Origin of the sequence: Stenotrophomonas capsici (genome assembly GCF_034961085.1) — a bacterium.
Taxonomy (GTDB): Bacteria; Pseudomonadota; Gammaproteobacteria; order Xanthomonadales; family Xanthomonadaceae; genus Stenotrophomonas; species Stenotrophomonas capsici.
Genome location: NZ_JAYFUH010000239.1, coordinates 1 through 11,653 on the forward strand (window position 1 = coordinate 1; position 11,653 = coordinate 11,653).

At 68.3% G+C, this 11,653-nt stretch carries 11 protein-coding genes; 8 read left to right on the forward strand and 3 right to left on the reverse strand.

Going from position 1 to position 11,653, the window contains the following annotated elements:
- The first annotated feature begins 72 nt into the window (after positions 1-72).
- From VA603_RS12220 to VA603_RS12250, 7 genes are all read left to right on the forward strand, one after another.
- Positions 73-546, forward strand: a complete 474-nt coding sequence (locus tag VA603_RS12220; RefSeq protein ID WP_132865864.1) for a DUF494 family protein — start codon at positions 73-75, stop codon at positions 544-546.
- 36 nt (positions 547-582) lie between these two features.
- The gene (locus VA603_RS12225) at positions 583-1,320 is read left to right on the forward strand and encodes a pilin (protein ID WP_323439007.1); all 738 of its coding nucleotides are present in this window, start codon (positions 583-585) and stop codon (positions 1,318-1,320) included.
- Between the two features lie 30 nt (positions 1,321-1,350).
- Positions 1,351-2,277, forward strand: a complete 927-nt coding sequence (locus VA603_RS12230) for an RDD family protein (RefSeq protein ID WP_323439008.1) — start codon at positions 1,351-1,353, stop codon at positions 2,275-2,277.
- A gap of 186 nt (positions 2,278-2,463) precedes the next feature.
- Positions 2,464-4,971: a DNA topoisomerase I gene (locus tag VA603_RS12235; protein ID WP_323439009.1), complete on the forward strand. Its 2,508-nt coding sequence runs from the start codon at positions 2,464-2,466 to the stop codon at positions 4,969-4,971.
- Between the two features lie 121 nt (positions 4,972-5,092).
- A complete protein-coding gene (tsaC, locus tag VA603_RS12240) occupies positions 5,093-5,653 on the forward strand; it encodes an L-threonylcarbamoyladenylate synthase type 1 TsaC (RefSeq protein WP_132865868.1) in 561 nt (186 codons plus the stop codon).
- 152 nt (positions 5,654-5,805) lie between these two features.
- Positions 5,806-6,453 carry a DUF4124 domain-containing protein gene (locus VA603_RS12245; RefSeq protein WP_192287835.1) on the forward strand — a complete coding sequence of 216 codons (648 nt, stop codon included), beginning with the start codon at positions 5,806-5,808 and terminating at the stop codon, positions 6,451-6,453.
- Positions 6,453-7,088, forward strand: coding sequence for a DUF4124 domain-containing protein (locus tag VA603_RS12250; RefSeq protein WP_323439010.1), 636 nt, complete (start codon positions 6,453-6,455; stop codon positions 7,086-7,088). The genes VA603_RS12245 and VA603_RS12250 overlap by 1 nt, the downstream gene beginning before the upstream one ends.
- Here VA603_RS12250 and VA603_RS12255 read toward each other — a convergent pair.
- On the reverse strand, positions 7,076-7,852 hold the full coding sequence (locus tag VA603_RS12255) for an SDR family oxidoreductase (RefSeq protein ID WP_132865871.1): 777 nt from the start codon (positions 7,850-7,852) through the stop codon (positions 7,076-7,078). The two genes, VA603_RS12250 and VA603_RS12255, sit on opposite strands and share 13 nt — an antisense overlap.
- Before the next feature lie 91 nt (positions 7,853-7,943).
- On the opposite strand from VA603_RS12255, the gene VA603_RS12260 reads away from it, so the two are divergent.
- Complete coding sequence (locus VA603_RS12260; RefSeq protein ID WP_323439011.1) at positions 7,944-8,174, forward strand: hypothetical protein; 231 nt, start codon at positions 7,944-7,946, stop codon at positions 8,172-8,174.
- Positions 8,175-8,330: 156 nt separating this feature from the next.
- Here VA603_RS12260 and sppA read toward each other — a convergent pair whose 3' ends face one another.
- Entirely contained in the window at positions 8,331-10,241 is a 1,911-nt protein-coding gene (gene sppA / locus VA603_RS12265) for a signal peptide peptidase SppA (RefSeq protein WP_323439012.1), read from the reverse strand.
- A 69-nt stretch (positions 10,242-10,310) separates the two neighbouring features.
- Positions 10,311-11,653: MATE family efflux transporter (locus VA603_RS12270; RefSeq protein WP_323439013.1), on the reverse strand; the 1,343-nt coding region annotated here is incomplete at its 5' end.

An 11,653-nucleotide genomic window follows, 5' to 3' on the forward strand; every position in this document is an offset into this window, starting at 1 on the left:
GAACACGGTCGCTACACCCGCACCTGAGGGTTCCTTCACCTCCACAGCGCCGCCTGGCGCAGGCCGAGGGCAATGAAAGAGAGCATCCTGGACGTCCTGCTGTATCTGTTTGAACACTATTTCAGCGAGGATGCCGATCTCATCCGAGACCGCGATTCGCTGCAGAACGGCCTGATCCAGGCCGGTTTCAGCCCCACCGAGATCAACAAGGCCTTCGACTGGCTCGATGCCTTGGCAGAACAGCGCCCGGCCGTGGCCCAGGCCCGGGTGAAGGGGCCGGTGCGCGTTTTCCACGGCCCGGAACTGGACAAGCTGGACGTGGAAGGCCGCGGCTTCCTGCTGTTCCTCGAGCAGCACGGCATCCTGGACGCCGACCAGCGCGAGCTGGTGCTGGACCGCGCGATGGCGCTGGACCAGGACGAGCTGGACCTGGACGACCTCAAGTGGGTCGTGCTGATGGTGCTGTTCAACCAGCCGGGCGCCGAAGCGGCCTATGCCTGGATGGAAACCCAGATGTTCGTCGACGAACCCGAACCCCTGCACTGAGCCCCACGGCATGCAGGGACGCATGAGGAGACCCGCGTGAGCCAGTGGTTCTACGCCGAGGGCAACCGCGAACGGCGCGGACCACTGCCAGCGGAAAACATCGTCGAGCTGTTCCGCTCCGGGCGCATCGCCGCCGATACCCTGGTCTGGCGCGAAGGTGCCGAGCACTGGCAACCCCTGCAGGCATTCGCCGCCGAACTGGGGCTGCCGGACGTGTCCGGACCGGCTGTGCCGGTACCGCCGGCCCTGCCTGACCTTCCCGCACCACCCCCACCGGCGGTACAGCACGTCCACGTCGCGGTTCCCAACCCGCCGCCGGCCGCGGTCCGGCAGGGCCTGTCCGGCTGCGCCATCGTCGGCATCATCGTTGCCGTGGTCGGCGTGATCCTGCTGGCCGTCCTTGCCATCCTGGCCGCCATCGCCTATCCCAAGTACCGCGAGTACACCTTGCGCAGCAAGACCTCCATGGTGCAGGCGCAACTGGGCGCCCTGAAGGGGGAAGTGTCGGCCTTCGCCAGCGAGCACGAACGCTGCCCGGTCAACGGCGATGCCGGCTTTGGCAGCCCGGAAAGCTACGAGGACGGCACGATCGCCGAGGTCCGCATCGGCCGCTTCGACGGCGGCCATTGCGGGCTGGAAGCCCGCCTGCAGGCCCCCGGCACGCCGCAACTTGACAGCAAAGCGATCTGGCTCGACTACGATACGCAGACCGCCACCTGGAAATGTCGTTCGGACGTGGCGGACAACTACCTGCCGACCGATTGCCGCAGCTGAGCGGCGCGGCCTGAAACTTTGGGGAATGAGATGAGTGAGTGGTACTACGCTGATGCCCAGCGCGAGCGGCACGGGCCGATCGACGCCGATGTGATCCGCAGCAAGTTCAACCAGGGCGAGCTGAACCTTGAGACCCTGGCCTGGCGCGAGGGCATGGCGCAGTGGCAACCGCTGTCGGCCCTGGCCGACGAGCTGCAGCTGCTGGCCCAGGCCAGCCCCGGCATCGACCTGCGCGCTGACTACAGCGCCATCGAGAACGGCACCGCGCCGTTGCCCGCCGCCGCCACGACCAGCACCGATGGCTACTCGCCCTATTCGGCGCCCAGCAGCACCGTCAGCGGCGGCGCGGCACCGGTGCAGGGCGGCGAAGTGGTCTATGCCGGCTTCTGGAAGCGCGTGGCCGCGTACTGCATCGACAGCGTGATCGTGGGCATGGTCGGCGGCGTGATCGCGATGGTGATCGGCATGGTGCTGGGCATCGGCATGGCCGGTCTGGGCGACAGCGACGCCGCCGGCGTCGGCATGATCATGGTGCAGTTGCTGACCAACCTCATTTCGATGGCGATCTCGGCCGCCTACTACGCCGGCTTCCATGCCTCGGCCGGCATGGCCACGCTGGGCAAGATGGCGGTGGGCATCAAGGTAGTGCGCCTCAATGGCGACCGGATGACCCTGGCCCGCGCCATCGGCCGCTACTTCGCCACCATCCTCAGTGCCCTGACCCTGTGCATCGGCTACGTGATGGCCGCCTTCACCGAGCGCAAGCAGGGCCTGCATGACATGATCTGCGACACCCTGGTGGTCGACAAATGGGCCTTCACCGACCATCCGGAATGGCAGCAGCGCGGCCTGGGCACGGTGACCATCGTGATCCTGTCGATCTTCGGCCTGCTGTTGCTGGTGGGCGTGGTGGCGATCATCGCGGTGATCGGCATCGCCGCCTCCAACTTCAACTGACCGACCCCGGGGCCGCTTGACAAGAGCGGCCCCGGCGTGATTCCACTATAAAGACAAAGCTGAACGCCCGGGCGCCAACCCGGGCGTCGATTTATGCAGATCGGCCACACCGGCTTCACTATCGTGCCGGTTTACGCCACCCTAGCGCCCCCAACCGGGGCGTTCTCCCCCCAAGAAAGTACTGACATGCCCAAGCACCTGCTCATCGTCGAATCGCCGGCCAAGGCCAAGACGATCAACAAATACCTCGGCAAGGACTTCACCGTCCTGGCCTCGTATGGGCATGTGCGTGACCTGGTCCCCAAGGAGGGCGCGGTCGACCCGGACAACGGGTTCGCCATGCGCTACGACCTGATCGAGAAGAACGAGAAGCACGTCGAGGCGATCGCCAAGGCCGCCAAGGGCGCCGACGACATCTTCCTGGCAACCGACCCGGACCGCGAAGGTGAGGCGATCAGCTGGCATATTGCCGAGATCCTCAAGGAACGCGGCCTGTCCTACGGCAAGCCGATGCAGCGCGTGGTGTTCACCGAGATCACCCCGCGCGCCATCAAGGAAGCCATGACCCAGCCGCGCGCCATCGCCGCGGACCTGGTCGATGCGCAGCAGGCACGCCGCGCGCTGGACTACCTGGTCGGCTTCAACCTGTCGCCGGTGCTGTGGCGCAAGGTGCAGCGCGGGCTGTCCGCCGGCCGCGTGCAGAGCCCGGCGCTGCGCATGATCGTCGAACGCGAGGAGGAGATCGAAGCCTTCATCGCCCGCGAGTACTGGAGCATCGAGGCCGAGTGCGCGCATCCCTCGCAGCACTTCAACGCCCGCCTGATCAAGCTGGACGGGCAGAAGTTCGAGCAGTTCACCGTCACCGACGGCGACACCGCCGAAGCCGCGCGCCTGCGCATCCAGCAGGCCGCCCAGGGGGCGCTGCACGTCACCGACGTGGCCAGCAAGGAGCGCAAGCGCCGCCCGGCCGCGCCGTTCACCACCTCCACCCTGCAGCAGGAAGCCTCGCGCAAGCTCGGCTTCACCACCCGCAAGACCATGCAGGTGGCGCAGAAGCTGTACGAAGGCGTGGCCATCGGCGACGAGGGCACGGTCGGCCTGATCTCGTACATGCGTACCGACTCGGTGAACCTGTCACAGGACGCGCTGGCCGAGATCCGCGACGTGATCGCCCGCGACTACGGCACCAGTTCGCTGCCGGACAAGCCCAACGTCTACACCACCAAGAGCAAGAACGCCCAGGAAGCGCACGAAGCGGTGCGCCCCACCTCGGCGCTGCGCACCCCGGCGCAGGTCGGCAAGTACCTGACCGACGACGAACGCAAGCTCTACGAACTGATCTGGAAGCGCGCCGTCGCCTGCCAGATGATCCCGGCCACGCTCAACACCGTCAGCGTCGACCTGGCCGCCGGCAGCGAGCATGTGTTCCGCGCCAGTGGCACCACCGTGGTGGTGCCCGGCTTCCTGGCCGTGTACGAGGAAGGCAAGGACAGCAAGAACGCCGAGGACGAGGACGAAGGCCGCAAGCTGCCGGCGATGAAGCCCGGTGACCGCGTGCCGCTGGACCGCATCCTGGCCGAACAGCACTTCACCCAGCCGCCGCCGCGCTACACCGAAGCGGCGCTGGTCAAGGCGCTCGAGGAATACGGCATCGGCCGTCCGTCGACCTACGCCTCGATCATCCAGACCCTGCTGTTCCGCAAGTACACCGAGATGGAAGGCCGCAGCTTCAAGCCGACCGACGTCGGCCGCGCGGTCAGCAAGTTCCTGTCCAGCCACTTCACCCGCTACGTCGATTACGACTTCACCGCCAAGCTCGAGGACGAGCTGGATGCGGTGTCGCGTGGCGAGGAAGAGTGGGTGCCGTTGATGGAACGCTTCTGGGGCCCGTTCAAGGAGCTGGTCAGCGACAAGAGCGAGTCACTGGACCGCACCGACGCCGGCAGCGCCCGCGTGCTCGGCGTGGACCCGGTCAGCGGCAAGGATGTCAGCGCGCGTATCGGCCGCTTCGGCCCGATGGTGCAGATCGGCACCGTCGATGACGAGGAAAAGCCCAAGTTCGCCTCGCTGCAGCCGGGCCAGAGCATCTATTCGATCTCGCTGGAAGAGGCGTTGAAGCTGTTCGACATGCCGCGCAAGCTCGGCGCCGACGCCAACGGCGAGGAAGTGAGCGTGGGCATCGGCCGCTTCGGCCCGTTCGCCAAGCGCGGCAGCACCTATGCCTCGCTGAAGAAGGAAGACGACCCGTACAAGATCGACCTGGCCCGTGCCGTCTTCCTGATCGAGGAGAAGGAAGAGATCGCGCGCAACCGCATCATCAAGGAGTTCGAGGGCTCGGACATCCAGGTGCTGAACGGTCGCTTCGGCCCGTACATCAGCGACGGCAAGCTCAATGGCAAGATCCCGAAGGACCGCGAGCCGGCCTCGTTGACCCTGGCCGAAGTGCAGCAGCTGATGGCCGAGACCGGCAAGCCGGTGCGCAAGGGCTTCGGTGCCAAGAAGGCCGCCACCAAGAAGGCGGCGGCAAAGAAGGCCACCGTCAAGAAAGAAGCCGCGCCGAAGAAGGCCGCTGCCGGCAAGGCACCGGCAAAGAAGGCTGCGACCAAGAAGACGGCCACCAAGAAGGCGGTCAAGAAAGCCGTCGCCAAGAAGACCGTGAAGAAGGCTGCCGCCGACGACGCGCCGCCGTTCTGAGGGCGACTACCCCCTGCCGCGCCGGCAGGAGGATAATCGTCCGCTCCCGTGTCAGGCCGCCTTCGGGCGGCCTGCTGCATTTGAAGCCCACGCAACCCGCGCCGGGTTGGATGCCATCGCCATGATTGAACTTGATCTGCACAACGTCGTCCCGGTCCTGCAGGCCGGTGGCGTGATCACCTACCCGACCGAAGCGGTGTGGGGGCTGGGCTGCGACCCCGGCAACGCGCAGGCGGTGTTGAAGCTGCTGTCACTCAAGCAGCGTCCGGTCGAGAAGGGCATGATCCTGGTCGCCGCCGACCCGGCGCAGCTGGAAGGCTGGGTGCAGCTGGATGCCTTGGCCGCCGAACGCCGCCAGGCGGTACTGGACAGCTGGCCCGGTGCCAACACCTGGATCGTCCCGGCCGGCCCACGCGCGCCGCGCTGGATCACCGGTGCCCACACCGGCATCGCGGTGCGGGTCAGCGCCCACCCGCTGGTGCAGGCGCTGTGCACTGCCTGGGGCGGGCCGCTGGTATCGACCAGCGCCAACCTGGCCGGCGAACCGCCGGCACGCAGCCGCGAGCAGCTGGACCCGGCCCTGCTCCAGCACCTGGACGGCCTGCTCGACGGCGCCACCGGCGGCCTGGCCCAACCGACCCGCATCCGCGTGGCCGCCACCGGCGACGTCCTGCGCGATTGAGGCACCCAAGAGCGCCCTCGGGCGCGAAGCCGACAACGGCGACCTCCTTCTTCACGCATCACCGGGCGGTCGGCAATCCCGCGATGGACACGGCACCGGCTTCGCGCCCGAGGGCGCTCCTGCCGGGGGCATGTGCGTGGCACCATGTCGGCATGCGCGCCTGCCTGCTCCTGCTGGTTCCCCTGCTCCTGCTGCCCTCGCCGGCATGGGCGGTGGACCCGCCACCGAGCGATGGCGTGCGCATCTACCGCTGCGTGGGCGCCAATGGCGCGGTCTCGCTGCAGGATGCACCGTGCACGCAGGCGCACCGGCAGCAGGTGCTGGACATGGTCCGGCCCAAGGATCCCCCACCACGCCCGGCCAGCCCCGCTCCCCCACCCGCCCCGGTGGTCGAGCGCGAAGTGCGGGTGGTGACCGTGCAACCACCACAGCCGATGTACGAATGCGTCACCGCCGAAGGCGAGCGCTATACCAGCGACAGCGCGGAGGGAAACCCGCGCTGGGTGCCGACCTGGACCTACGGCTACCTGCCGCACGGGCACGGTCCGCGCCCGCCCGGTGGTCACCCGCATCCGGGAGGCATCCCGGCCCGCCCGGGCGTGATCATCCCCGGCGGCTCGGTGCTGGTGCGCGACAGCTGCCATGCACTGCCGCAACAGGAAGTCTGCGCACGCCTGCGTGACAGCCGCTGGGACCTGGTCCGCCGCTACAACAGCGCGCTGCAGAGCGAGCGCCAGCGGCTGGTGCGCGAGCAGCGCGGCATCGAGGCACGCCTCAACCAGGACTGCGGAGGCTGGTGATGCGCTGGGGCCTGGCCATGCTGCTGTGCCTGGCGCTGCCGGCCGCCGCCGGAGACGTGGTGTTCTACCGCTGCACCGATGCCAGCGGTGCACTCACCGTGCAGAACATGCCCTGTCCCAAGGGCACGCAGCAGAGCACGCGGGTGATGCAGGCGGTGGGCACGCCGCCACCAATGCCTGTGCCCGCCGCGGCACCGATGCCTGCGGCCTCCCAGGCCGTGCAGGCCGGCCCGGCCCCCGTCGAGCGCTTGTACGCCGCCCCCGAAGAGCCTGCCGCTCCAGCGCCGGCTCCGGTGCCGGCCGAGCCGTTGCCGCCGCTGTTTGAATGCAAGCCACGTGGTGGCGAGGCGTACCTGAGCGAAACGCCGGACCCCCCGGCGCGCTGCGTGGCGATGCAGGTCACCGGCCTGGACGGCAACCCGCGCACCGGCGCCGGTGAAGCCTGCGAAGTCCTGCGCGACAGTTGCACGCCGGTTGATCCCGCACGGCATTGCGCGATGTGGCGCCAGCGTGTGCACGAGGCCAGGACCGCCTCGAACTTCACCGGCCTGGCGCAGGCCGAGGCACGCCGCCGCGAATACGAACGCCTGCAGGCGCGGTTCGATGCCAGCGATTGCGCCGCTCAGAACCCGTAACGCAGGAAGCCGCCATCCACGGCGATGCACTCGCCGGTGATGTAGCTCGAGGCCGGCAGGCACAGGAAGCCCACCGCCGCGGCGACTTCCTCCGGCTCACCGATGCGCCGCATCGGGGTGCGCGCGATCACCTCGTCGTAGTAGTCCGGGTCGGACAGCGGGCCGGAAGTACGGCGCGTGCGGATGTACCACGGCGCCACCGAGTTCACCCGGATGCCGTCCTCGGCCCACTCGCAGGCCAGGTTGCGGGTCATCTGCTGCATCGCCGCCTTGGTCATGCCGTAGACCACGCCACTGCGCACGTGGGTGATGCCCGACACGCTGCCGACGTTGACGATGGCCGAGGACGCATGCCGGGTCAGCAACGGGTAGGCAGTGCGCGAGAGCTCGAAGGCGGAGAACAGGTTGTTCTCGAAGATGCCGCGCCATTCGTCCTCGGTGTAGTCGTTGGCCGGCCGGGTGATGTTGCCGCCGGCGTTGTTGACCAGCAGGTTCAGGCCGTCGCAATGGTCTTCGACCCAGTCGAGGATGGCATGGCGGTCCTCGTCGTCGGACACGTCGGCCGACAACCCGTGGATCCCGCGTTCGGGGAAGGCATCGGCCAGTTCATCACGCGCGGTTTCCAGCGCATCGGCATCACGGCCGACGATCAGCACGTCGGCACCGAAACCCAGCAGCTCACGGGCGATCGCCAGGCCGATGCCGGCACTGGCACCGGTCACCAGTGCGGTCTGTCCATCCAGTCGCCAACGCTGCGGGTTCATTGCGCTTCCTCTTGCTTGCTTGCGGCGCCACGGAAGGACGCTGCGGGGGGATGCGGCTAGGATAGCGGCCACAGCCCCGCGGAGCATGCCGATGAAATTTCTTTCCTGCCTGATGCTGCTGTCCCTGCTGACGCTGGCCGGTTGCGGCAAGCCGCAGCCACCGGAGACCGAGCGCCGCCCGGATCCCCAGGCCACGGCAATGCGCGATGCCATGGCCAAGCCGCTGGAGGAGGCCAAGGCGGCGCAGGCCGCGACCGAGCAGGCGACCAAGGCGCAGGATGCGGCATTGGATGCCGCCACCGGGGATGCCTCGCCGCAGTAAGTCGTGCGGGGCGCGCAGTGAAGCGCCCTTCCCCTTCGCTGCGCGAAAGGACGGGGGCAACGCGGGGCCGCCCTGCAAGCCGCGGCAAACCCGATCCCTCAAACGAACAACGCCGCCCCTCGGGCGGCGTTGTTCGATCCATCGCGGCGCTGGGGCTTACAGGCCGCAGAAGCAATAGGCCAGCGACTTCACCGGGGCACCGTTGCGATCCTTGACCGCGTCCTCGACGAAACGCAGCTGGGTGTCCAGTTCCGGCATCTGACGGGCCAGCATCATCCGCGCGATGCCGGAGTCGGCCAGCATCCAGGCACCGGCGCGGCTGCCGGCGAAACCGGTCATGAACTGCGCGAACGGCGTGGCGCCCTTCTCGATGTAACGCACGCGGTACGCATCGCCTTCACCGAGCTTGGCGCGGCTGGCGGCATCGGCGACGGCGGCCTTCAGGCTACCGAAGGCATCGACCAGGCCGCGCTCCTTGGCCTGCGCACCGCTCCACACGCGGCCGCGCGCCACTTCGTCCACGGCCTCGACCGGCTTGTTGCGCGCCTGGGCGACCTTGCCGGTGAAATCGGCGTAGCCCTTGTTGATCACCGACTGGATCACCTGCCCCACGGCCGGGTCCATCGGACGGGTCACGTCGAACGCACCGGCGAAACGGGTGGTGCCCACGCCGTCGGTGTGCACGCCGATCTTGTCCAGGCTGCGCGCGAAGTTGGGGATCATGCCGAAGATGCCGATCGAGCCGGTGATGGTCGATTCGTCGGCGTAGATGCGGTCGGCGTTCATGCTGATCCAGTAACCACCGGAGGCCGCCATGTCGCCCATCGACACCACCACCGGCTTGCCGGCGGCCTTGAGCGCTTCCACTTCGCGGCGGATCTGCTCGGAGGCGAACACCTCGCCACCCGGCGAATCCACGCGCAGCACCACCGCCTTGACGTCGTCGTCGTCGCGCGCCTCGCGCAACAGCGCCGAGGTCGACACGCCGCCGATGCGGCCGGCCGGCAGGTCGCCGCCGGCGATCTCGCCCTCGGCCACCACCACCGCCACCTGCGGACGCGAATCCACCGGCGAACGACGGGCGTCGACCTGGGTCAGGTAGTCGCTCAGGCCGATCTGGCGGAAACCACCTTCGGCATCGCTGTCGGCGGCGCCACGCTCGGCCAGCAGCGCATCGACTTCCTCGCGCGTCTTCAGGCCATCGACCAGCTTCTGCTGCAGGGCGAAGCGGGCCAGGTCGCCTTCGACGGCGGCGATGCCTTCGGGCAGCGTGTCGATGCCGGCCGCCAGCTGCGCCGGGTCAAGCTTGCGCGCCTTGGCGATGTCGGCCAGGTAGCGCTGCCACACGTCGCTCATCCAGAACAGGTCCGCTTCCTTGGCCTGCGGCGAGGCCGCGTCCAGCACGTACGGCTCGGCGGCGGACTTGTACTCGCCCACCTTGAACAGGTGCACGTCCACGCCCAGCTTTTCCTGCAGGCCAGTGCGGAAGTACTGGCGGTAGCGGCCGAGGCCTTCCAGCAGCAGGCTGCCCATCGGGTCGAGGTAGACCTCGTCGGCCTGCGCGGCCAGCAGGTACTGCGACTGGCTCATGTTCTCGCTGAAGGCCACGACCTGCTTGTTGGCCGCGCGCAGGTCCTGCAGCGCGTGGGTGACCTCGCGCATGGAGGCGAAGCCGCTGGGCTGGAGCTTGTCCAGGTTCAGCACCACGCGCTCGATCTTCTTGTCGTCCCTGGCCGCTTCGATGGCGCGGATCAGGTCGCGCAGCTGCAGTTCCTCGGCGTTGCTTTCACCCAGCGCCTTGGCCAGCGCGCGGCTGACCGGGTCGGTGCTGTACTGCTCGACCAGCCGGCCTTCCGGCGCGATCACCAGCGTGGTGCGGTCCTGCAGCACCTTCGCCGAGGAGGCGCCCTTGCCCAGGATCACCATGAACATCATCAGCGCCAGGAACAGCAGGCCGAAGAACAGCAGGTTGAGGATCAACCGGCGGGTGAAATTCATTACATCCCACAGACCCACGAAGAAGCTGGCGATGGGATTGCGACGTGGCAGGGGGGGAGGGGAGGACATGGACGCTCCGGAAGGGGCTGGTTGCAAGGCAGGATAACCACTACCGGCAGGGCCGGCATGGCCTTTAAGTCAGGGTGAAGCCTGGAGAATCAAGCGTCGGCTGCTCACCCGCAGGCGCCAGCCGAGCAGTATCGCGGCCACCGTCAGGCCCATGATCAGGCCCACCCACATGCCCTGCGGTCCCCAGCCCAGGCCCAGGCCGAAGCCCGCGCCCAGCGGCATGCCGATGCCCCAGTAGGCCAGCATGGCGATGAACATCGGCACGCGGGTGTCCTTGAGCCCGCGCAGCGCGCCGGCCGAGAGCACCTGGATGCCGTCGGGGATCTGGAAGGTCGCCGCGTACAGCAGCAGCGTGGAGGCCAGCGCCGCCACCGCCAGGTCGTCGGTGTACAGGCGCACCACCGCGTTGTGGCCGAGCAGCAACGCGGTGATGGAGACCAGCTGGGTCACCATCACGATCGCGTAGCCGGCCCAGGTGGCGCGGCGCACGCCCAGCGGGTCGTTGCTGCCGACCGCGTGGCCCACGCGCACGGTGGTGGCCTCGGCCACGCCCATCGGGATCATGAAGCACAGCTGGGCGACGTTGATCGCGATCTGGTGGGCACTGGCTTCCACCGCACCGATGCGGCCGATCAGCAGCGCGGTGATGATGAACAAGCCGCCTTCCATCAGCACGGTGATGCCGATCGGCAAGCCGGTGCGCAGCAGGTCCCAGATGGCGGCCAGGCGCGGCAGCTCGAAGTGCGTGAACAGGCCCAGGTGCGCGAACCGCCGGGTCACGGCCAGGTAGGTGGCAAAGGCCAGCGCCTGTACCCACATGGTCACCGACGAGGCGATGCCCAGACCGGCGGCACCCATTTCCGGGAAGCCGAACCGGCCGTTGCACAGCGCATAACCCAGCGGCCCCAGCACCAGCAGGCCACCGAAGCCGATCAGCATCGTCGGCAGGGTCCAGTGCATGCCTTCGCTCAGGTAGCGCATGCAGAAGTACAGTGTCAGCGCCGGCACGCCCCAGCGGATGGCATGCAGGAAATCGGTCGCGCCCGGGACGATCTCCGGGGCGATGCCGAAGGCCGGCAGGAACGCCGGCACCACACTCAGGAACAGGAACATCAGCGCGCTCAGGCCCACGCCCAGCCACAGCGCCTGGCGGAACAGCGGCCCGATCTCGCGCTCGCGGCCAGCGCCGTGCAGCTGCGAGACCGACGCGGTCAACGAGATCAGGGTGCCGATCGGCACCAGCATCGGCAGCCACAGCAACGCCGTGCCGATGCTGACCGCGGCGAACGTGTCGGTGCCGTGGTGGCCGGCGATGGTGTTGTCGACGAAGGAGATCAGACCGGTGGAAACGTGGCCAAGCACCAGCGGCAAGGCGAGCAGACCGGTCGTCCGCACTTCATGCGAGAAGCGCG

What these genes read in the sequence shown, in the direction of transcription:
- VA603_RS12220 (WP_132865864.1), top strand. Translation starts at nt 73, where the DNA reads ATGAAAGAGAGCATCCTGGACGTCCTGCTGTATCTGTTTGAACACTAT.
- VA603_RS12230 (WP_323439008.1), top strand. Translation starts at nt 1,351, where the DNA reads ATGAGTGAGTGGTACTACGCTGATGCCCAGCGCGAGCGGCACGGGCCG.
- VA603_RS12235 (WP_323439009.1), top strand. Translation starts at nt 2,464, where the DNA reads ATGCCCAAGCACCTGCTCATCGTCGAATCGCCGGCCAAGGCCAAGACG.
- tsaC (WP_132865868.1), top strand. Translation starts at nt 5,093, where the DNA reads ATGATTGAACTTGATCTGCACAACGTCGTCCCGGTCCTGCAGGCCGGT.
- VA603_RS12245 (WP_192287835.1), top strand. Translation starts at nt 5,806, where the DNA reads ATGCGCGCCTGCCTGCTCCTGCTGGTTCCCCTGCTCCTGCTGCCCTCG.
- VA603_RS12250 (WP_323439010.1), top strand. Translation starts at nt 6,453, where the DNA reads ATGCGCTGGGGCCTGGCCATGCTGCTGTGCCTGGCGCTGCCGGCCGCC.
- VA603_RS12255 (WP_132865871.1), bottom strand. Translation starts at nt 7,852, where the DNA reads ATGAACCCGCAGCGTTGGCGACTGGATGGACAGACCGCACTGGTGACC.
- VA603_RS12260 (WP_323439011.1), top strand. Translation starts at nt 7,944, where the DNA reads ATGAAATTTCTTTCCTGCCTGATGCTGCTGTCCCTGCTGACGCTGGCC.
- sppA (WP_323439012.1), bottom strand. Translation starts at nt 10,241, where the DNA reads ATGTCCTCCCCTCCCCCCCTGCCACGTCGCAATCCCATCGCCAGCTTC.